The following is a 20,039-nucleotide window of genomic DNA, read 5'->3' on the forward strand; positions in this document are numbered from 1 at the left end:
GCCCGCACCGGCGGGGGCGCCGCCGAGGACACCGCCGCCCTGCTGGCCGCTGCCGCGCCGAGCGGCCGCCACACCGGCGGCCTGCGAGGCGCCACCGACGCCGCCCTGGCCGGGCTTGGCCTGGGGCTGGGGCTTCTTGCCACCCTGGGCGACGTCCACGGGCAGCATGACCAGCGCGGTCGTACCACCGGAGTCGGACGGGCGGAGCTGGATGCGGATGCCGTGACGCTGTGACAGCCGGCCGACCACGAACAGACCCATGCGGCGGGAGACCGAGACGTCCACGGTGGGCGGCGAGGCGAGCCGCTCGTTGATCGCGGCGAGGTCCTCGGGGGAGAGGCCGATGCCGGTGTCGTGGATCTCGATCAGTACCCGGCCGTCGGGCAGCGCGTGACCGGTGACCTTGACCTTGGTCTGCGGGGAGGAGAACGAGGTCGCGTTCTCCAGCAGCTCGGCGAGCAGGTGCACGAGGTCGTTGACGACCCGGCCGGCCACTTCGGTGGTCGGCACGGAGGCCAGCTCGATGCGCTCGTACTGCTCCACCTCGGACGCGGCGGCGCGGAGCACGTCGACCAGCGGGACCGGGCGGGTCCAGCGGCGGCCGGGCTCTTCACCGGCGAGAACGAGGAGGTTCTCACCGTTACGGCGCATGCGGGTCGCGAGGTGGTCGAGCTTGAACAGCGAGGACAGCTGGTCGGGGTCGGCCTCGCGGGACTCCAGTTCGGAGATCAGCGACAGCTGGCGCTGGATCAGACCCTGGGAGCGGCGCGAGAGGTTGGTGAACATCGCGTTGACGTTGCCTCGCAGCAGGGCCTGCTCGGCGGCGAGCCGGACCGCCTCGCGGTGCACGTCGTCGAAGGCCGCGGCCACCTGGCCGATCTCGTCCCGGGAGTGCACACCGACGGACTCGACGGAGGTGTCGACGTCCTGCGGGTCGGACTCCGACAGCTGCTTGACCAGCTCGGGCAGCCGGTCCTGGGCGACCTTGGTGGCGGTCTCCTGCAGGCGGCGCAGCGAGCGGATCATGGACCGGGCCACGACGAAGGCGCCGACCAGCGACACGCCGAGGACGAGCAGGATCAGCGCACCGGAGATGATCGCTTCCTGCTCCGCCTGGTTGCGCAGCTCGCGGGCCTTCTGCTCCATGTCCTCGAGCAGCGTGTGCTCGATGTTGCCCATCTGCTCGATCTTGGTCGAGCTGTCGTCCACCCAGTCCTTGTACGACCGCTTGTCCAGGTCGGCGAGACCACCCGAGGTCCGCAGGGCGCGGCTGGCGTAGGTGTCGGTGGCCTGGATGGTCGGGTTGCCCTCTTCGATGGGCTTGAGGAGCTCGGGGGCGTTGTCGGTGCCGTAGATGCTCCGGAAGCTCGACAGTTCCGAGTCCTCGCTCTCCAGAGCGCCCTCGGCGTAGAGCCGGTCGTTCTCGGTGAGCTTGCCGAACGTGGCGTTGCCGGTGGGCAGCGCCGCCGCCAGGACCGCGCGCTGGATGGACGCGTACTCCTTGGCGGACGAGAAGGCCGACAGCGCACGTGTGCGCTGGATCATCTCGGGGTTGCTGGTGGCCTCCGCCATGTCCTGCGAGAGGTCGAGCAGGTGGGTGACGAGGCGGTGGTAGCCCTCGACGGTCTGGGAGGCGTTGTTCGTGGTCTCGTAGGCGGAGCTGCGGATCTTCTCCAGGCCGCCCAGGTCGCGGATGAGACCGACGAGGCTCTCGCGGACGCCCTGGAGGTTGCCGTCCTTGCTGGAGGCGTCGATCTCCTCGGCGGCGTCCTGGAAGGCGGTCATGGCCCGGTCGGTCTTGTCCCGGTAGCCCTTGACCGTGTAGTCGGTCGCGGCCGAGCCGTGCGCCAGCGGACCGGCGGACTGGTCGCGCTCCTCCTGGAGCGCGGAGGCCAGCTCGGTGGCCTGCTTGGTCATCTCCGTCAGCAGCTTCATGTTGTCGAGCTGCTGGATGTCGTCCATGGAGCTGTTGATACGCAGCGCACCGAGCGAGGTGGCCGCGACCACCGGGAGCGCGAGCAGCGACACCAGACGGGTGGAGATGCGCCAGTTGCGCAGAGCTATTCGCGGGCCGGGGCCGCTCGCGCCCTTGGGCGGCTTCACGTCCGGCGTGGTCGGAGTCCCGGGGCCGGTCGACGCGGACGCGCCGGGGCGCCCCGAGCGCTCACCGCCGTCACCGGACGGGCCTGGGCCCGGGTTTTGGGCGTGCTGGGGCGAGGAGCTGCCGGCCGTCGGGCCAGTCCCGCCGTGCGGCTCCGGCTCCGCCGAAGCACTGCCATCCCTCTTGAAACGTCCCTGCACTAGCGTCGCAACCTCTGGACCAGGCGCCCCTCCGCGCGAACGGAAGGACGGTGTCGGCGTCGTAGGGGGGCGCCCTGAAAAACGCTCCCCTGGTGGTCGTGAGTGACCGGCGCGCTGGTTCCCCCTATCTCGCCGCCACTCGGCGCTTGACTGCGCCCCCTGTGCGCCGGCTCGATCCTGCGGCGGTCCGAGGAATTCCAGCACAGTGCCGGACCTCCAACAAGGCCCGAGGGTCATGCCGTGACCTACGTGACACCACGTGAGTGCCCTGTCACCGGACGTAGAACCCGATCTCATCCATACCGGACACATCCGATCGAATCACTCGGAGGTAAGCGGTGTCCCAGTCGCCATGATCAGGAGCGGAATGATGGCTTCAGGGGGTCAATGTCCGTTTCGCTGGGATGCATTGCGGGTCCGCTTTGACCGTTTTGCCCATAGGTAAGTGAGGAAACTCACACACCGATCTTGGGGTCTGTGCGTCTTGTCGGGGGAATTGCATGTTTAGCCTGACGCTTTACAGGGATGGCAAATCCGACAACCCGCGCCGGTCCAGGGGCCCTTCGGTCCGCACGTTCTCCCGGCGCCCGTACAGGACAGGTCTCGTACAACCGTGAAGACGACGATGATGTTCCGCCACACCGCCAACCCGCGGCGCACGACGCTGGCACACCTCGAGGACGCCGACGACCTGCGGACCACGGAGCAGCCGGAGCACTCCATCGACCTCCCGGCCCAGACCGCCAACCCCCGCCGCACGATCCTGATGGAGATCCCCGCCACGGCCGGCTCCGCCCAGGAGTAGATCATCAACGCCGCCGGTGATGTCAAGGGCGCCCACGCGAATGCGCGAGGCGCCCGCCCCTTGCCGCGTTAGCCTGGAGCGTCAGACTCCAGCCAGCTCAGTGAGGGGCGCAAGGATCTCGTGCGCATCGCCAGATTCTCCATCGACGGGAACGTCGCCTTCGGCGCGGTCGAGGGTGACAGGCCGGACGAACTCGTCCTGGACATCATCAAGGGCATCCCGTTCGCGGACTTCGAACTCTCCGGTACGAAGGTCCCGCTGAGCAAGGTGAGGCTGCTGCCGCCGGTGCTCCCCAACAAGGTCGTGGCCTTCGGCCGCAACTACGCGGAGCACGCGCGCGAGCTGGGCAACGAGGTCCCCGACGCACCGTTCGCCTTCTTCAAGCCCTCCACCTCGGTGATCGGCTCCGGCGACGAGATCCAGTACCCCGGCTTCACCGAGGAGCTCCACCACGAGGCCGAACTGGCCGTGGTCATCGGCCGGATGTGCCGTGAGGTCCCGCGCGAGCGGGTCAAGGACGTCATCCTCGGCTACACCTGCGCCAACGACATCACCGCCCGCGACGTCCAGAAGCGCGAGAAGCAGTGGGCCAGGGCCAAGGGCTTCGACAGCTCCTGCCCGCTCGGCCCCTGGGTGGAGACGGACCTCGACCCGTCCGACCTGACCATCCAGCTCACGGTCAACGGCCAGCAGCGCCAGCTCGGCCGCACCAGCGAGATGATCCACTCCATCGAGGATCTGATCGTCAACATCACCGAGGCCATGACGCTGCTCCCCGGCGACGTGATCCTCACGGGCACCCCGGCAGGCGTCGGACCGCTCACCGTCGGCGACGAGGTCGCCGTCACCATCGAAGGCATCGGCACTCTCACCAACAAGGTTGTCAAGCGTGGCTAGCGCACCCGTCCCCGCCGTCCGAGTACGGTTCTGCCCGTCGCCCACCGGTAACCCCCACGTGGGCCTGGTCCGCACCGCCCTGTTCAACTGGGCGTTCGCCCGGCACCACGAGGGCACTTTGGTCTTCCGCATCGAGGACACCGACGCGGCCCGCGACTCCGAGGAGTCCTACGGCCAGCTGCTCGACTCGATGCGCTGGCTGGGCTTCGACTGGGACGAGGGCCCCGAGGTCGGCGGCCCGCACGCCCCCTACCGCCAGTCGCAGCGCATGGACCTCTACAAGGACGTCGCGCACAAGCTCCTGGACGCCGGCCACGCCTACCACTGCTACTGCTCCCAGGAGGAGCTGGACACCCGCCGCGAGGCCGCCCGCGCGGCCGGCAAGCCGTCCGGCTACGACGGCCACTGCCGCGACCTGAGCGCCGAGCAGGTCGAGGAGTACAAGGCCCGGGGCCGCACCCCGATCGTCCGCTTCCGCATGCCCGACGAGACGATCACCTTCACGGACCTGGTCCGCGGCGACATCACGTACCTCCCGGAGAACGTGCCGGACTACGGGATCGTACGAGCGAACGGCGCCCCGCTGTACACGCTGGTCAACCCGGTCGACGACGCGCTGATGGAGATCACGCACGTCCTGCGCGGCGAGGACCTGCTGTCCTCGACCCCCCGCCAGATCGCCCTGTACAAGGCCCTGATCGAGTTGGGCGTCGCCCAGCGGATCCCGTCCTTCGGGCACCTGCCGTACGTGATGGGCGAGGGCAACAAGAAGCTCTCCAAGCGCGACCCGCAGTCGTCGCTCAACCTCTACCGCGAGCGCGGCTTCCTCCCGGAGGGCCTGCTCAACTACCTCTCCCTCCTCGGCTGGTCGCTCTCCGCCGACCAGGACATCTTCGCGATCGACGAGATGGTCGCGGCCTTCGACATCGCGGACGTGAACCCGAACCCGGCGCGCTTCGACCTGAAGAAGTGCGAGGCGATCAACGCCGACCACATCCGGCTGCTCGACGTGAAGGACTTCACCGAGCGCTGCCGCCCGTGGCTCCAGTCGCCGTTCGCCCCCTGGGCGCCGGAGGACTTCGACGAGACCAAGTGGCAGGCGATCGCCCCGCACGCCCAGACCCGCCTCAAGGTCCTCTCCGAGATCACCGACAACGTCGACTTCCTCTTCCTCGCCGAGCCGGTCTTCGACGAGCCGAGCTGGACCAAGGCGATGAAGGAGGGCTCGGACGCCCTGCTCCGCACGGCCCGCGAGAAGCTGGACCCGGCGGACTGGACCTCCCCGGAGTCCCTGAAGGAGGCCGTCCTGGCCGCCGGCGAGGCCCACGGCCTCAAGCTCGGCAAGGCCCAGGCCCCGGTCCGCGTCGCCGTCACCGGCCGCACCGTCGGCCTGCCCCTCTTCGAGTCCCTGGAAATCCTGGGCAAGGAGAAGACCCTGGCCCGCATCGACGCGGCCCTGGCGAAGCTGACCGCGTAGCGCACGCGCGCGTAAGAGGGGCGGCACCCGGATCACCGGGTTGCCGCCCCTGCGCCGTTCCACCGGACGTGGCGCCTGTCGCCGCGTTACCGTCGGACCATGAGCATTCGCGCCGTGGTCTGGGACGTCGACGACACTCTCTTCGACTACACCGCGGCCGACCGTGCCGGCATGCGCGTCCATCTCACGGCCGAGGGCCTGCTCGACGCGTACGACAGTGTCGAGCAGGCCATCACGCGGTGGCGGGAGATCACGGACCGGCAGTGGGCGCGGTTCTCGGCCGGGGAGACGTCCTTCCAGGGTCAGCGCCGGGACCGGGTGCGGGTGTTCCTGGGCGAGGAGCTGAGCGACGCCGACGCCGACGCCTGGTTCGAGCGGTACATCGCGCACTACGAGACCGCCTGGGCCCTCTTCCCCGACGTCCTGCCCGTCCTGGACGCCCTTGCGGCCAGCCACCGCCACGGCGTGCTGTCCAACTCCAGCATTCACGTCCAGGACCGCAAGCTGCGCGTCCTCGGCGTGTACGACCGCTTCGAGGTCATCCTGTGCGCGGCGGAACTCGGCGTCTCCAAGCCCGAGGCCGGTGCCTTCCTGGCCGCCTGCGACGCCCTGGAGCTGGCCCCGCACCAAGTGGCGTACGTCGGCGACCACCCGGAGATCGACGGGCGGGGCGCCGCCGACGCCGGACTGCTGTCGATCTGGATCGACCGCGAGGGAGTCCACACCGTCGGTGACGCCTTCGTCGGACCGCGCCGGATCGCCTCACTCGCCGAACTCCCCGCGATCCTCGGCTCGGATACCCGTTTTGGAGCCCCGTCGACCTTCGGGTAATGTTCTTCCTGCGCCGCCGGGGAGCGGGCCGAAAGGCCGGAACCCGGGGGAGCACACTAGAACAAGACCCCTTCTGGGGCTTGAGTTCCAGTGGCCTATGGTGTAATTGGCAGCACGACGGTTTCTGGTTCCGTTAGTCTTGGTTCGAGTCCAGGTAGGCCAGCTCGCAGAGCTCATCTGCAAAAGCGGAGATCATCTCCGCGAAGCCCCCGTTGTGTAGCGGCCTAGCACGCTGCCCTCTCAAGGCAGTAGCGCCGGTTCGAATCCGGTCGGGGGTACAGATCCTTCCCAGGGGGACAGTCCGGGTCGCACCCGCTGACTCTCATGCAGGATCGCTAGGGCCCCCGTTGTGTAGCGGCCTAGCACGCCGCCCTCTCAAGGCGGTAGCGCCGGTTCGAATCCGGTCGGGGGTACAGAACCTTCCCAGCGGGACAGTCCGGGTCGCACCCGCTGACTCTCAGTCAGGATCGCTAGGGCCCCCGTTGTGTAGCGGCCTAGCACGCCGCCCTCTCAAGGCGGTAGCGCCGGTTCGAATCCGGTCGGGGGTACGAATTGGTCTGAACCACATTGGTCTATGGTGTAATTGGCAACACTACGGTTTCTGGTACCGTCATTCTTGGTTCGAGTCCAGGTAGACCAGCTCGGACCTGCGGAAACGCAGAGTCCACGCCCCCGTTGTGTAGCGGCCTAGCACGCCGCCCTCTCAAGGCGGTAGCGCCGGTTCGAATCCGGTCGGGGGTACGCGACAGAAGGGCCCTCCCTCGGGAGGGCCCTTCTGCGATTCCCCGGTCGGGTCCCGGTCACTTCCCGCCGAACCGTCGGCGTGACTCCTCCGCCTGAGCCAGGCGGCGCAGACTCAGCAGCACGGGCTCGTACAACACGGTCAGGGCCACGGCTGCCTCCACCTGCTCCTCCGGCGTCCTGTAGCGCTCCACCAGGTCGAGATCGGTGACGGCCATGCGCTCCACCGCGCGGCCGTACGGCTCCAAGTCCTCGATGGAGCACGGGTAACCGAGCCGGGAAAGCGTGGCGATCGCGGTCACCAGCATCCCGTACGCCGGTGCCGCGGGAGCGTCGGGCGCAGGGCGATAGCTCCAGTCGAGCCGGTCCAGGAGGGCGTCGGCGGTGCGCCGGCCCACCTCGGTCGCCGGGTCGTCGTCGTCCGGTGCCGGCCCGTGCGGCAGTGCCCATACGGCGCTGCCCAACCGCTCGTTCCGGTCGAGGTCCCCGTCCTGCAGGGCGGCGAGGACCTCCCGGGCCGAGGCCACCGGGATCCCTCCCACCTGGATCAACGCGCGTACCAGACGCAGGCGTCGCAGATGCCCCTCGTCGTACTCGGCCTGCGTGGCCGTGACGCGCCGTCCCGGGGGCAGGAGGCCTTCGCGCAGGTAGTACTTGATCGTTGCCGTGGAGACACCGCTGCGCGTGCTCAGCTCCGCCAGTCGCATCCGGCTCGCACCCTCTTTCCTCTTGCGCTCCCCGTTGGGGAGTGGCACTATCCAATCATGGATAGCATCACTATCCAACTGGGTGTGAGGAGCGGGGGACGCGATGAGTGACAGGCCGATCGAAGGACGTATGACGGCGGCGGGCGAGGACGAGATGGTCGTCTTCCTGATCGGGATGCGCATCAACAGCTTCGCCGCGCCCCGCAGTTGGCTGCCGGTGGCCAGGGCCATGGGCCCGATGATCGCGGAGCTGTCGCGGGAGAAGGACAGTGGACTGCTCGGCCATCAGTTCCTGTTGGGCTTCCCGCGCGTGCTGTACGTGGTGCAGTACTGGGCCTCGAAGGAGAAGCTGCTCGCCTATGCATCGGCGCCCGACGGGAAGCACCGGCCGGCGTGGGCCGCTTTCAACCGGAGGCTGCGCGAGGGGAAGGGCAAGGTCGGCTTCTGGCACGAGACATACGTCGTGCCGGCGGGGTCGTACGAGTCGGTCTACGTGAACATGCCGGGGTTCGGCCTCGGGAAGGCCACCGGGGTCGTTCCGGTCGGACGGCGGGGCGATCGCGCGGCCGACCGTCTCAAGATCCCCTGAGGGTGCCGGCTGTTGGTCGGCGGCGTTCTGCCGGGAGGGCCTGCCGCGGCGTTGAGGCGGGCCTCCTCGGTGACGTCTCGCCGGTCAGCCCGTGCGGCGCAGGGCCTCGGAGAGGCGGCCGGCGGCGTCGATGACCGCCTGGGCGTGCATGCGGCCCGGGTGGCGGGTGAGGCGCTCGATGGGGCCGGAGACCGAGACGGCGGCCACGACGCGGTTCGAGGGACCGCGCACAGGTGCGGAGACGGACGCGACGCCCGGCTCCCGCTCACCGATGGACTGGGCCCAGCCCCGGCGCCGTACGCCCGAGAGCGCGGTGGCCGTGAAGCGGGCGCCCTGCAGGCCCCGGTGCAGGCGCTCCGGCTCCTCCCAGGCCATGAGGATCTGTGCGGAGGAGCCCGCCTTCATCGTGAGCGTCGAGCCGACCGGGACCGTGTCCCGCAGGCCGGACAGGCGCTCCGCCGCGGCGACGCAGATGCGCATGTCGCCCTGGCGGCGGTAGAGCTGCGCGCTCTCGCCCGTGATGTCACGCAGGTGCGTGAGCACCGGGCCCGCCGTGGCGAGGAGGCGGTCCTCGCCGGCGGCCGCGGCCAGCTCGGCGAGCCGGGGGCCGAGAATGAAACGGCCCTGCATGTCACGCGCCACCATGCGGTGGTGTTCCAGAGCCACGGCCAGTCGGTGGGCCGTGGGCCGTGCCAGTCCGGTGGCAGCGACCAGACCCGCGAGGGTGGCCGGACCGGACTCCAGAGCGCTCAGAACAAGGGCCGCCTTGTCCAGAACGCCGACGCCGCTACTGTTGTCCATGAAACGATACTCGCGTCTCACTCTGTGAAACGCAAGTTCAATTTTCGGTGGAACACGCCACTCTTGAAGACACAGCGGCCCGCAGACCAACGGGTCCGGTGGCGGACACCCGGGAACAGGGGCGCGGGCGCCGCATCCTCAAGATCTCTAGTTGGGCCGGGGCACCTTTTCCGGCCGGAGGGAAAGCGATGGGTAGGACACTCGCGGAGAAGGTCTGGGACGACCACGTCGTCCGGCGCGCCGAGGGCGAGCCCGACCTCCTCTTCATCGATCTGCACCTGCTGCACGAGGTGACCAGCCCGCAGGCCTTCGACGGCCTGCGCAAGACCGGTCGCCAGGTGCGCCGCCTCGATCTGACCATCGCGACCGAGGACCACAACACCCCGACCCTCGACATCGACAAGCCCATCGCCGACCCGGTCTCCCGGATCCAGCTGGAGACGCTGCGCAAGAACTGCGCCGACTTCGGCGTCCGGCTGCACCCGCTGGGCGACGTCGAGCAGGGTGTCGTGCACGTCGTCGGCCCGCAGCTGGGTCTGACCCAGCCCGGCATGACGGTCGTCTGCGGCGACTCCCACACCTCCACGCACGGCGCCTTCGGCGGTCTCGCCTTCGGCATCGGCACCTCCCAGGTCGAGCACGTGCTGGCCACCCAGACGCTGCCCATGGCCCGCCCGAAGACCATGGCCATCACCGTCAACGGCGATCTGCCCGACGGCGTCACCGCCAAGGACCTGATCCTGACGATCATCGCCAAGATCGGTACGGGCGGCGGCCAGGGCTACGTCCTGGAATACCGCGGCTCCGCCATCGAGCAGCTCTCGATGGAAGCCCGGATGACCATCTGCAACATGTCGATCGAGGCCGGTGCCCGCGCGGGCATGATCGCCCCCGACGAGACCACCTTCGAGTACCTCAAGGGCCGTCCGCACGCCCCCAAGGGCGAGGACTGGGACGCGGCGGTCGCGTACTGGAAGACGCTCAAGACGGACGAGGACGCCGAGTTCGACGCCGAGGTGGTCATCGAGGCCGCCGAGCTGGCGCCGTTCGTCACCTGGGGCACCAACCCGGGCCAGGGCGCGCCGCTTTCGGCCCACGTCCCCGACCCTGCTTCGTACGAAGACGCTTCGGAGCGCTTCGCCGCCGAAAAGGCCCTGGAGTACATGGGGTTGGAGGCCGGGCAGCCGCTGCGCTCCATCAAGGTGGACACCGTCTTCGTAGGCTCGTGCACCAACGGCCGTATCGAGGACCTGCGCGCCGCCGCCGAGATCGTCAAGGACCGTAAAGTCGCCGACGGCGTACGGATGCTGGTCGTCCCGGGCTCCGCGCGGGTCGGTCTGCAGGCCGTCTCCGAGGGTCTGGACGTCGTCTTCAAGGACGCCGGCGCCGAGTGGCGGCACGCGGGCTGCTCGATGTGTCTGGGCATGAACCCGGACCAGCTGGCCCCCGGTGAGCGCTCCGCGTCCACCTCCAACCGCAACTTCGAGGGCCGACAGGGCAAGGGCGGTCGTACGCACCTGGTGTCGCCGCAGGTCGCAGCCGCGACGGCGGTCCTGGGCCACCTGGCCTCCCCGGCCGACCTGTCCGACGCCGAGACCCGTACGCCCGCTGGAGTCTGAGAGTCATGGAAGCATTCACCACGCACACCGGCCGGGCCGTGCCGCTGCGCCGCAGCAACGTCGACACCGACCAGATCATCCCTGCTCACTGGCTCAAGAAGGTGACCCGGGACGGATTCGAGGACGGGCTGTTCGAGGCCTGGCGCAAGGACCCGTCCTTCATCCTCAACCAGCCCGAGCGCAAGGGTGCGACCGTCCTGGTCGCCGGCCCCGACTTCGGCACCGGCTCCTCGCGTGAGCACGCCGTGTGGGCGCTGCAGAACTTCGGCTTCAAGGCCGTCATCTCCTCCCGCTTCGCGGACATCTTCCGTGGCAACTCGCTCAAGAACGGCCTGCTCACGGTGGTTCTGGAGCAGGAGATCGTGAACGCGCTGCAGGAGCTCACCGAGAAGGACGCGACTGCTGAGGTCACAGTGGACCTTGAGGCTCGTGAGGTGCGCGCAGAGGGCATCACCGCCGCCTTCGAACTCGACGAGAACGCCCGTTGGCGGCTGCTGAACGGGCTGGACGACATCTCCATCACCCTGCAGAACGAGCCCCACATCGCCGCGTACGAGGCCAAGCGCCCGTCGTACAAGCCGAGGACGCTCCAGATCTGACCGGAGCGGACGCCCGGAGCAACTGAACAGGTCGAGTTTCGGCCACCGCGACACCCCCGCTGTACCCCCGATCGGCCCGATCGGGGGTACAGCCATGTCTGCACCCGAACGGCCCTGCGCGCCGCGATCCGGCTTCTCAACTTCCCACGTTACGACGGTTGTTGTCGGGGTACGCGATCGTTGGGACCGCGGCTCCGACAGGCGCCCGGGAGGCCGTTCGAGGCGGCAGTTGCACCCTGAGCAGGCGACAACTCGCCCCAGATGGCACAATCTGTGCATGGAACACGACGGCCAACTCGAGCTCTATGCGGCAGTCGCGGACCAACTGAAGGAAGCGCACACAAGAGTGCGCGCACTGCAAGTCCCGGAGGGCGTACGGATGGCGCTGACCCGGAAGCTGCTGGTCATTACGGCCGCGGCCAAGCACGATCTCGCCGATGCGACAAGGCGTCTGGAGCGGTTCGTGGCGGACCTCGACGCGGGTCGATTCCCCGAAGAGGAACGCTGAACGAGTCCAGGACAGTCGATTTGGTTGCGTCGCACGGGTGATAAGCCCGTTTCGTGTTTGATTTGCGGTATATATCTGCCTAACGTGCGAAAAAGCTTGAACACTTTCGTTCTGGCAATGTCTCCGAAGGGGAAGACGTGAACAAGGCGCAGCTCGTAGAAACGATTGCCGACAAGATGGGCGGCCGTCAGCAGGCCGCCGAGGCTGTCGACGCGGTCCTGGACGCCGTCGTCCGCGCGGTTGTCGCGGGTGACCGGGTCTCGGTCACCGGCTTCGGTTCGTTCGAGAAGGTCGACCGTCCGGCCCGTTACGCCCGCAACCCTCAGACGGGAGAGCGGGTCCGGGTCAAGAAGACCTCCGTGCCGCGCTTCCGCGCGGGCCAGGGTTTCAAGGACCTGGTGAGCGGCTCGAAGAAGCTCCCGAAGGGCGACATCGCCGTCAAGAAGGCCCCCAAGGGCAGCCTGACCGGTGGTGCTGCCGCGACGGTCAAGAAGGCCGCCGCGAAGAAGGCCACCACCAGGACCGCCGCCGCGAAGAAGACCACGGCCGCCGCGAAGAAGACGACGGCCAAGAAGACCACCGCCACCGCGAAGAAGACCACGGCGAAGAAGGCGCCCGCCAAGAAGACTTCGGCGACCGCCGGCACCACCGCCGCGAAGAAGACCACCGCCAAGAAGGCGACGGCCAAGAGCGCTCCGGCGAAGAAGGCGACGGCCAAGAAGGCCCCCGCCAAGAAGTCGACCTCTCGCACCACCACCGCCAAGAAGGCCACCGCCCGCAAGAGGTAAGGGGCACAGGGGCACTCACACGCCGGGCCGGACTCCCTACGGAGCCCGGCCCGCGGCGTGTCCACCAGGTGTGCGGAAGGTGGGTGCTCAGAAGGTGTGGAGCGTCACCAGGGTGATCCGGCGGGCCTCGCCCTCGCCCTCCGTCTCGACGCGCACCCGCTGTCCGGGCCGCAGCAGTCTCAGCCCGCCGGCGTCGAACGCCGGCGCGTCGAAGGGCACCGGGGTGCCGTCGTCGAGGAGCACCTGCCCGCTGCGGCTGTCGGGGTCGTACGTGTACGCGGTCGCCTGCATGGCGGCAGCCTACTGCCCGGGGATCAACAGCCGCGCGGCCGCCGCGGCCGTCCGTGGCCCCACTCCCAGGGCGAGCGCGGCGCGCAGGTCGTCGCCGGTGTCCACGTCCTGCCGTACGGAATCCACCGCGGCGAGCATGATTTCCGCGGCGCCCGAGGCGCGATGACGGGCACGGGAATCGGTACCGAAGGCGGGCCGCAATTCCTCGCCTTCGCGTGCGGCCAGCAAAGTGGTGCCGATTGCGGCGGCATCCGGGAGAAAAGCGCGGGGGAATTCCGCGGCCGCGTCCAGGACCCGGGCCAATTCCAGCGGACGTAGCGCCGGAAGATCGGCGTTCAGGGCCGCCACGGCACTTTCGGGGCGGGCGGCGCGTACGACCGCCGCCGCGTGTGCCAGAGCGGCGTTCAGGCCGCCGCGCGGCTCGTCGGCGACGATGTGGGCGCCCAGCGAGCCGAGCTCCCGGCCGGCCAGGGCGTCGTCCGTGACGACCGCCACATCCTTCACCGCGGGGCAGGCCAGCGCCGCCGCCACGGTGTCCTGGGCGAAGGCGAGAGCCAGGCCCGGGCGCAGACCGTCGGAGGCGGTGTCCGAGAGCCTGCTCTTGGCCCGCGCCAGAGGTTTCACGGGTATGACCAAGGTCCACTGCACGAGCGTTTCGTACCTCTCTTGTCGCGGCCATTGTCACTCAGCCGTCACCGGGGCCATCTGGCGGTCGCGGAGCCGGGGCGTACGGTGTTCTCGACAGACCGGCGGCCTGGGGCGACACTTGAGCGGCCCCCAGGCCCTAGAGGAAGGTGTCCGCGTGCCCCGCCGCAGAATCGGGTTCTGGTACCGCTTCGCAGCGGTCCTGTGCAAACCGCCGCTGGTGGTGCTGATCAAGCGGGACTGGCGCGGAATGGAGCACATTCCGGTCGAGGGCGGATTTATCACCGCGGTGAACCACAATTCGCACATTGATCCCTTCGCTTACGCGCACTTCCAGTACAACACCGGCCGTGTTCCGAGATTCCTGGCGAAGAGCGGCCTTTTCCGGAAGGGATTCGTGGGCGCCGCGATGCGCGGCACCGGACAGATCCCCGTCTACCGCGAGAGTACGGACGCGCTCAGCGCCTTCCGCGCCGCGATCGACGCCGTGGAGCGCGGCGAGTGCGTCGCCTTCTACCCCGAGGGCACCCTCACCCGCGACCCCAACGGCTGGCCCATGACCGGCAAGACCGGTGCCGCCCGGGTCGCCCTGCAGACCAAGTGCCCGGTGATTCCGGTCGCCCAGTGGGGCGCCAACGAGGTGCTGCCGCCGTACGCCAAGAGGCTCGAACTGTTTCCGCGCAAGACCCACCGCGTGCTCGCGGGCCCGCCCGTGGACCTGGCGCGGTTCTACGACAAGGAGATGACCCCGGAACTCCTGAAGGAGGCCACCGAGGTCATCATGGCCGCCATCACCCGCCAGCTGGAGGAGATCCGCGGCGAGAAGGCGCCCACAAGGCCCTACGACCCGCGCCGCGAGCGGATCGAGCAGCGGCGGCGCACCCGGGCGCAGACGCAGCGCAAGGTCGGACAGGAAGAAGGGCAGGGCACGTGAGCAAGTCCGTCAAGGCGGCCGTCTTCGGCACCGGATCGTGGGGCACCGCCTTCGGTACGGTGCTCGCCGACGCGGGGTGCGAGGTGACCCTGTGGGGGCGCCGCGCCGACCTCGCGGAAGCGGTCAACTCCACGCGTACGAACCCGGACTACCTCCCCGGCGTCGAACTCCCGGAGAACCTGCGCGCGACGACGGACGCGGCCGAGGCCGCCCGTGACGCCGACTTCACCGTCCTCGCGATCCCGTCGCAGACGCTGCGCGCCAACCTCGCGGAATGGACGCCGCTACTGGCCCCCGACACGGTCCTGGTGTCACTCATGAAGGGCGTCGAACTCGGCTCCGCCATGCGGATGAGCGAGGTGATCGAGGACGTCGCCAAGGTGGGACAGGACCGCATCGCCGTGGTCACCGGACCCAACCTCGCGCGGGAGATCGCCGCCCGGATGCCGGCCGCGTCCGTGGTCGCGTGCACCGACGAGGCGGTCGCCCAGCGGCTCCAGGCCGCCTGCCACACGCCGTACTTCCGCCCGTACACCAACACCGACGTCGTCGGCTGTGAACTCGGCGGCGCCGTCAAGAACGTGATCGGCCTCGCCGTCGGCATCGCGGACGGCATGGGGCTGGGCGACAACGCCAAGGGGTCCCTGATCACCCGCGGGCTCGCCGAGACCACCCGGCTCGGCCTCGCCATGGGCGCCGACCCGCTGACGTTCTCCGGACTCGCCGGGCTCGGCGACCTGGTGGCGACCTGCTCCTCGCCGCTGTCCCGCAACCACACCTTCGGCACCAACCTCGGCAAGGGCATGACCCTTCAGGAGACCATCGCGGTCACCAAGCAGACCGCCGAGGGCGTCAAGTCCTGTGAGTCCGTGCTGGATCTGGCCCGCCGGCACGGAGTCGACATGCCCATCACCGAGACGGTCGTGGGCATCGTGCACGAGGGCAAGGCTCCGGTGGTCGCCCTCAAGGAGCTGATGTCGCGCAGCGCGAAGCCGGAACGACGCTGAGCCACCCGCGGGGCGGACACTGTCTCGGGGCACTACCACCGGGTACCCTCAACGCGATATGAGCACCGAGAACCTCCCCCAGAACCCTGAGCAGCCGCCCCGCAAGCCGCGCGTGGCCGTCGTGTTCGGCGGGCGCAGCTCCGAACACGGGATCTCCACGGTCACCGCCGGCGCCGTCCTGCGGGCCATCGACCGGACCAAGTACGACGTCCTGCCGATCGGCATCACCCGGGAGGGCCGGTGGGTGCTCACCGCCGACGAACCGGAGCGCATGGCGATCACCGAGCGCCGTACGCCCGACGTCGAGGGACTCGCCGATTCGAGCGAGGGCGGCGTGGTGCTCCCGGTCGACCCCGCGAACCGCGAAGTCGTCTACAGCGAGCCCGGCTCGGTGCCCAAGGCGCTCGGCGAGGTCGACGTCGTCTTCCCGGTGCTGCACGGCCCGTACGGCGAGGACGGCACCCTCCAGGGCCTCCTGGAGCTCTCCGGGGTGCCGTACGTGGGTTCCGGCGTGCTCGCCTCGGCCGTCGGCCAGGACAAGGAGTACATGAAGCGGGTGTTCACCTCCTTCGGGCTCAAGGTGGGCCCGTACGTGGTGATCCGGCCGCGTGAGTGGGAGCGCGACGAGTCCGGCGCCCGCGCGAAGATCGTCGCCCTGGCCGGCGAGCACGGCTGGCCGCTCTTCGTGAAGCCCGCGCGCGCGGGATCGTCGATCGGCATCACCAAGGTCGACGACGCCTCCGGTCTCGACGAGGCGATCGCCGAGGCCCAGCGGCACGACCCGAAGATCCTCGTGGAGGCGGCCCTGCGCGGCCGCGAGATCGAGTGCGGGGTGCTGGAGTTCGAGGACGGGCCCCGTGCCAGCGTGCCCTCGGAGATCCCGCCGCCGGACACGCACGCGTACTACGACTTCGAGGCGAAGTACATCGACTCGACGCCCGGCATCGTGCCCGCGCCGCTGACGCCCGAGGAGACGGCCGAGGTCCAGCGGCTCGCGGTGGAGGCGTTCGACGCCGCCTCCTGCGAGGGCCTGGTTCGCGCGGACTTCTTCCTCACCGAGGACGGCGAGTTCGTGATCAACGAGATCAACACGATGCCCGGCATGACCCCGATCTCGATGTACCCGCAGATGTGGCAGGCGACCGGGATCGGCTACCCGGAGCTGGTGGACCGGCTGGTGCAGGCCGCGCTGCGGCGGTCGACGGGCCTGCGCTGAGCCGCTCGGCTAGCCGGCGATCCCTTCCGGGATCGCCTTCTTGACGGCCGGGGCGAGGTCGACCAGCACTCCGGTGCTGTCCCGCCCCTCAGGCACCGTCACCTCCACGTACGCACTGCGATTGGCTGTGGTGAAGCGGTACGCTCCGTCGTCCTGCTTCTCCATCAGCCAGTCGACGCCGTTCACACCGCCGGCGACCGCGTCCGGGTCGCCGCCTTCGGCCACCTTCGGATCGATCATCTTGGGCGGTCGCACGACACCGCAGCGCAGTATGATCGCCGGGCTTCCCCAGCCCGCCGTCAGTGCGGACGCGGGTTCGGGATCCTCACGGCCCAGGCCGTCCAGCTTCGTCGGCAGCGCCCTGTCCAGGTTCTGGCACAGCTTCGTGACCTTCGCACCCGGACTGGGAACCGCCGCCGACGCGCTGTCGTCTGCTGAGGAGCAGCCCGCGACCGTGATCAGCACGGCAAGCGCGGGCGGCCCGATGAGGATGCGGTACCGGTGACGGAAGAAGTTCACCGGCCAAGGGTAGACGGGGGCTACAGATGGACGACCGGGCAGGTCAGGGTGCGGGTGATGCCGTCCACTTGCTGGACCTTCGCGACCACCATGCGACCGAGGTCGTCGACCGTGTCCGCTTGGGCGCGCACGATCACGTCGTACGGTCCTGTCACGTCCTCGGCCTGGATGACCCCAGGAATCTTGCTGATCGCCTCGGCGACGGTCGACGCTTTGCCGACCTCCGTCTGGATCAGGATGTACGCCTGTACCACGGAACCTCCAGGGCGGCCACGAGGATCATGTGGGGAAAAGGAACGCCACGGTATCGCGTCGCCGCGCGCCGCGGGGAGACCCACGGCGACCAGGGCTCGCGCGCCGGGGTGCAGGCACGACAGAAGTTGACGGTCACCTCGACCGTATCGAGGACACTGGTGACGCGCGACCGGGCTCGGACAGGTACAGAAGGGGCGTAAGGGCAATGAAGGGCACTGTTGGTGAGCTCGGGGAGTTCGGGCTCATCAGGGAGCTCACCTCCCGTCTCACCACCACCCCGGCGGTCCGGGTCGGCCCCGGCGACGACGCCGCGGTGGTGGCCGCGCCCGACCGCAGGGTCGTGGCGAGCACCGACATCCTCCTCGAGGGACGGCACTTCCGCCGCGACTGGTCCACGGCCTACGACGTCGGCCGCAAGGCCGCCGCGCAGAACCTCGCGGACATCGCCGCCATGGGTGCCGTACCGACCGCGCTGCTGCTCGGCCTGGTCGTTCCGGCCGAACTCCCGGTGGCCTGGGCGGTCGAGCTGATGGACGGCCTGCGCGACGAGTGCCAGGTCGCGGGCGCGTCGGTGGTCGGCGGGGACGTCGTACGCGGCGACACGATCATGGTGTCGATCACCGCGCTCGGCGACCTGCGCAACAACGAGCCCGTCACGCGCGGCGGCGCGCAGCCCGGGGACATCGTCGCGGTGACCGGCTGGCTGGGCTGGTCCGCGGCCGGGTTCGCGGTGCTCTCGCGCGGCTTCCGCTCGCCGCGCGCCTTCGTGGAGGCACACCGGCGTCCCGAGCCGCCGTACCACGCGGGACCGGCCGCCGCCGGGCTCGGCGCGACCGCCATGTGCGACGTGAGCGACGGGCTGATCGCCGACCTCGGGCACATCGCCGAGGCCAGCAAGGTCCGTATCGACGTCCGTTCCGGCGCGATCGACATCCCCTCCCAGATGAACGACATCGGGCAGGCCGTCGGCGTCGACCCCATGCAGTGGGTGCTCACCGGGGGAGAGGACCACGCCATCGTCGCGACCTTCCCGCCGGACGTGAAACTGCCGGCCCGCTGGAAGATCATCGGAGAGGTCCTCAACCCCTCGGCGCTGCCCCAGGTGACGGTGGACGGGGCTCCGTGGACCAAGAAGGGCGGCTGGGACCACTTCGGGGACATCGAGTCATGAGCGCGCTGCCACGGGTTCTCACGGTCGCGGGCTCCGACTCCGGCGGAGGCGCGGGCATCCAGGCCGACCTGAAGACGATGCTGGCGCTCGGCGTGCACGGCATGAGCGTCATCACGGCCGTCACCGCGCAGAACTCCCTCGGCGTGCAGGGTGCCTGGGAGCTGCCGGTGGAAGCCGTGCGGGCCCAGTACCGCAGCGTCGTCGACGACATCGGCGTACAGGCGGTCAAGACCGGGATGCTGGCCTCGGCGGAACTCGTCGAGGCGGTCGCCGCGTTGATCGACGAGACCGGCGCCCCGGCCGTCGTGGACCCCGTGGGCGTCTCCAAGCACGGTGACCCGCTGCTCGCCGCCTCCGCCCTGGACGCCGTACGGCACACGCTGCTGCCGGTCGCGACCGTGGCGACGCCCAACCTCGACGAGGTGGCGCAGCTCACGGGTGTGCGGGTCGAATCGGAGTCCGGGATGCGGGAAGCCGCCGCGGCCGTGCTCTCGTACGGCCCGCGATGGGTGCTCATCAAGGGCGGTCATCTGGCCGGTGACGCCGTGGATCTGCTCACCGACGGCTCCGAGGAGCACTGGCTGCGCGCGCCGAGGTACGACAACCGGCACACGCACGGCACGGGTTGCACGCTCGCGTCGGCGACAGCCTCGCAGCTCGCGAAGGGGCAGTCGGTGCCGGAGGCGGTGGCGGTGGCCAAGGAGTACGTCACCGGGGCGATCGCGGCCGGATTCGCGCTCGGCGGGGGGATAGGTCCCGTGGACCACGGGTGGCGGTTCCGGGCGGACGGCGGCGCGTAAACGCTTGCGGGAGCTTCCCGCCGGCTTGCTCGCGGGGCTTCCCGTCGGCCTGGACGTGCAAAAAGCCGGTCCACACGAGGTGGACCGGCTCAGTGCAACGAACCAGCAGTGGCCGCGCGCTTAGCTGTGCGTCAGCGCGAGACCTTGCCGGCCTTGATGCACGAGGTGCAAGCGTTCACGCGCTTCGGCGTCCCGCCGACCACAGTACGCACGCGCTGGATGTTCGGGTTCCAGCGACGGGACGTACGGCGGTGCGAGTGCGAGATGCTGTTGCCGAAGCCCGGCCCCTTGCCGCAGACGTCGCAGTTGGCAGCCACGGGTCACTCCAAAGACTTCAGATGCACTTACGGTGGATCCCGGCATGCCGGGATCGAGATCGTAGGATCAGAGATCTGAGTGGCGCTGCCAGGGGGATGGCCCGATGTGGATCGGGCAACCGGAGCAGCATACAACGACTGCGCCAGTGGAACGAAACTACCATGGCTGCTCAGGGCCTCGCTCCAGGCCCTCTTCCGGTGAACACCACCCCGAGGTCTAC

The 20,039-nt window shown here is 69.4% G+C and carries 22 protein-coding genes and 6 tRNA genes; 20 read left to right on the plus strand and 8 right to left on the minus strand.

The window, feature by feature from the left end; genetic code table 11:
- Positions 1-2,301, minus strand: a 2,301-nt coding sequence (locus ACWBNA_RS29260) for a sensor histidine kinase (RefSeq protein ID WP_482707522.1), incomplete at its 3' end; no start/stop codon positions are given.
- Between the two features lie 613 nt (positions 2,302-2,914).
- Here ACWBNA_RS29260 and ACWBNA_RS29265 point away from each other — a divergent pair.
- The 10 genes from ACWBNA_RS29265 to ACWBNA_RS29310 all read left to right on the plus strand — a co-directional run bounded on the left by ACWBNA_RS29265 (position 2,915) and on the right by ACWBNA_RS29310 (position 7,052).
- Positions 2,915-3,106 carry a hypothetical protein gene (locus ACWBNA_RS29265; protein ID WP_482707523.1) on the plus strand — a complete coding sequence of 64 codons (192 nt, stop codon included), beginning with the start codon at positions 2,915-2,917 and terminating at the stop codon, positions 3,104-3,106.
- Between the two features lie 120 nt (positions 3,107-3,226).
- Positions 3,227-4,003 carry a fumarylacetoacetate hydrolase family protein gene (locus tag ACWBNA_RS29270; protein ID WP_482707524.1) on the plus strand — a complete coding sequence of 259 codons (777 nt, stop codon included), beginning with the start codon at positions 3,227-3,229 and terminating at the stop codon, positions 4,001-4,003.
- Positions 3,996-5,480, plus strand: coding sequence for a glutamate--tRNA ligase (gltX, locus tag ACWBNA_RS29275; protein WP_482707525.1), 1,485 nt, complete (start codon positions 3,996-3,998; stop codon positions 5,478-5,480). The genes ACWBNA_RS29270 and gltX overlap by 8 nt, the downstream gene beginning before the upstream one ends.
- A 99-nt stretch (positions 5,481-5,579) precedes the next feature.
- Positions 5,580-6,311: an HAD family hydrolase gene (locus ACWBNA_RS29280; RefSeq protein WP_482707526.1), complete on the plus strand. Its 732-nt coding sequence runs from the start codon at positions 5,580-5,582 to the stop codon at positions 6,309-6,311.
- 91 nt (positions 6,312-6,402) lie between these two features.
- A tRNA-Gln gene (locus ACWBNA_RS29285) sits at positions 6,403-6,474 on the plus strand.
- Between the two features lie 42 nt (positions 6,475-6,516).
- Positions 6,517-6,589 (plus strand) — tRNA-Glu (locus tag ACWBNA_RS29290).
- A gap of 62 nt (positions 6,590-6,651) precedes the next feature.
- Positions 6,652-6,724, plus strand: a tRNA-Glu gene (locus tag ACWBNA_RS29295).
- Positions 6,725-6,786: 62 nt separating this feature from the next.
- A tRNA-Glu gene (locus ACWBNA_RS29300) sits at positions 6,787-6,859 on the plus strand.
- Positions 6,860-6,879: 20 nt separating this feature from the next.
- Positions 6,880-6,951: transfer RNA gene (locus ACWBNA_RS29305), tRNA-Gln, on the plus strand.
- Positions 6,952-6,979: 28 nt separating this feature from the next.
- Positions 6,980-7,052: transfer RNA gene (locus ACWBNA_RS29310), tRNA-Glu, on the plus strand.
- Positions 7,053-7,111: 59 nt separating this feature from the next.
- Here the strand turns inward: ACWBNA_RS29310 and ACWBNA_RS29315 are convergent.
- Positions 7,112-7,759, minus strand: a complete 648-nt coding sequence (locus ACWBNA_RS29315; protein WP_482707630.1) for a MerR family transcriptional regulator — start codon at positions 7,757-7,759, stop codon at positions 7,112-7,114.
- Between the two features lie 103 nt (positions 7,760-7,862).
- On the opposite strand from ACWBNA_RS29315, the gene ACWBNA_RS29320 reads away from it, so the two are divergent.
- Positions 7,863-8,348: a DUF4188 domain-containing protein gene (locus ACWBNA_RS29320; protein WP_482707527.1), complete on the plus strand. Its 486-nt coding sequence runs from the start codon at positions 7,863-7,865 to the stop codon at positions 8,346-8,348.
- Between the two features lie 84 nt (positions 8,349-8,432).
- On the opposite strand, the gene ndgR is transcribed toward ACWBNA_RS29320, so the two are convergent.
- The gene (gene ndgR, locus ACWBNA_RS29325; RefSeq protein ID WP_028806673.1) at positions 8,433-9,149 is read right to left on the minus strand and encodes an IclR family transcriptional regulator NdgR; all 717 of its coding nucleotides are present in this window, start codon (positions 9,147-9,149) and stop codon (positions 8,433-8,435) included.
- Between the two features lie 188 nt (positions 9,150-9,337).
- Here ndgR and leuC point away from each other — a divergent pair, with 188 nt between their 5' ends.
- The 4 genes from leuC to ACWBNA_RS29345 all read left to right on the plus strand — a co-directional run bounded on the left by leuC (position 9,338) and on the right by ACWBNA_RS29345 (position 12,663).
- Positions 9,338-10,768 carry a 3-isopropylmalate dehydratase large subunit gene (gene leuC / locus ACWBNA_RS29330; protein WP_482707528.1) on the plus strand — a complete coding sequence of 477 codons (1,431 nt, stop codon included), beginning with the start codon at positions 9,338-9,340 and terminating at the stop codon, positions 10,766-10,768.
- Between the two features lie 5 nt (positions 10,769-10,773).
- Positions 10,774-11,367: a 3-isopropylmalate dehydratase small subunit gene (gene leuD / locus ACWBNA_RS29335; RefSeq protein ID WP_482707529.1), complete on the plus strand. Its 594-nt coding sequence runs from the start codon at positions 10,774-10,776 to the stop codon at positions 11,365-11,367.
- 277 nt (positions 11,368-11,644) lie between these two features.
- Entirely contained in the window at positions 11,645-11,875 is a 231-nt protein-coding gene (locus ACWBNA_RS29340) for an SCO5555 family protein (RefSeq protein ID WP_030045295.1), read from the plus strand.
- A gap of 137 nt (positions 11,876-12,012) precedes the next feature.
- The gene (locus ACWBNA_RS29345) at positions 12,013-12,663 is read left to right on the plus strand and encodes an HU family DNA-binding protein (protein ID WP_482707530.1); all 651 of its coding nucleotides are present in this window, start codon (positions 12,013-12,015) and stop codon (positions 12,661-12,663) included.
- 87 nt (positions 12,664-12,750) lie between these two features.
- Here ACWBNA_RS29345 and ACWBNA_RS29350 read toward each other — a convergent pair whose 3' ends face one another.
- Positions 12,751-12,954, minus strand: coding sequence for a hypothetical protein (locus ACWBNA_RS29350; protein WP_040906068.1), 204 nt, complete (start codon positions 12,952-12,954; stop codon positions 12,751-12,753).
- A 9-nt stretch (positions 12,955-12,963) separates the two neighbouring features.
- A complete protein-coding gene (cofC, locus tag ACWBNA_RS29355) occupies positions 12,964-13,602 on the minus strand; it encodes a 2-phospho-L-lactate guanylyltransferase (protein WP_482707531.1) in 639 nt (212 codons plus the stop codon).
- A gap of 154 nt (positions 13,603-13,756) precedes the next feature.
- Here cofC and ACWBNA_RS29360 point away from each other — a divergent pair, with 154 nt between their 5' ends.
- From ACWBNA_RS29360 to ACWBNA_RS29370, 3 genes are read left to right on the plus strand one after another with little or no spacing between them, the layout of a single operon-like run.
- Entirely contained in the window at positions 13,757-14,533 is a 777-nt protein-coding gene (locus ACWBNA_RS29360; protein WP_482707532.1) for a lysophospholipid acyltransferase family protein, read from the plus strand.
- Positions 14,530-15,540 (plus strand): NAD(P)H-dependent glycerol-3-phosphate dehydrogenase, encoded by a 1,011-nt coding sequence (locus ACWBNA_RS29365; protein WP_482707533.1) that lies wholly within the window; start codon positions 14,530-14,532, stop codon positions 15,538-15,540. The genes ACWBNA_RS29360 and ACWBNA_RS29365 overlap by 4 nt, the downstream gene beginning before the upstream one ends.
- Positions 15,541-15,598: 58 nt before the next feature.
- Entirely contained in the window at positions 15,599-16,756 is a 1,158-nt protein-coding gene (locus ACWBNA_RS29370; protein WP_482707534.1) for a D-alanine--D-alanine ligase family protein, read from the plus strand.
- 9 nt (positions 16,757-16,765) lie between these two features.
- Here ACWBNA_RS29370 and ACWBNA_RS29375 read toward each other — a convergent pair whose 3' ends face one another.
- Positions 16,766-17,275 carry a DUF3515 domain-containing protein gene (locus tag ACWBNA_RS29375; protein ID WP_482707535.1) on the minus strand — a complete coding sequence of 170 codons (510 nt, stop codon included), beginning with the start codon at positions 17,273-17,275 and terminating at the stop codon, positions 16,766-16,768.
- Between the two features lie 20 nt (positions 17,276-17,295).
- Positions 17,296-17,529: an Lrp/AsnC family transcriptional regulator gene (locus tag ACWBNA_RS29380; protein WP_327401057.1), complete on the minus strand. Its 234-nt coding sequence runs from the start codon at positions 17,527-17,529 to the stop codon at positions 17,296-17,298.
- 206 nt (positions 17,530-17,735) lie between these two features.
- Here ACWBNA_RS29380 and ACWBNA_RS29385 point away from each other — a divergent pair, with 206 nt between their 5' ends.
- On the plus strand, positions 17,736-18,701 hold the full coding sequence (locus ACWBNA_RS29385; RefSeq protein ID WP_482707536.1) for a thiamine-phosphate kinase: 966 nt from the start codon (positions 17,736-17,738) through the stop codon (positions 18,699-18,701).
- Positions 18,698-19,501 (plus strand): bifunctional hydroxymethylpyrimidine kinase/phosphomethylpyrimidine kinase, encoded by an 804-nt coding sequence (thiD, locus tag ACWBNA_RS29390; protein WP_482707537.1) that lies wholly within the window; start codon positions 18,698-18,700, stop codon positions 19,499-19,501. The genes ACWBNA_RS29385 and thiD overlap by 4 nt, the downstream gene beginning before the upstream one ends.
- Positions 19,502-19,632: 131 nt before the next feature.
- Here thiD and rpmB read toward each other — a convergent pair whose 3' ends face one another.
- Positions 19,633-19,818, minus strand: coding sequence for a 50S ribosomal protein L28 (rpmB, locus tag ACWBNA_RS29395; RefSeq protein ID WP_286064931.1), 186 nt, complete (start codon positions 19,816-19,818; stop codon positions 19,633-19,635).
- Positions 19,819-20,039 lie beyond the last annotated feature (221 nt).

Source organism: Streptomyces sp. Q2, from assembly GCF_056820935.1.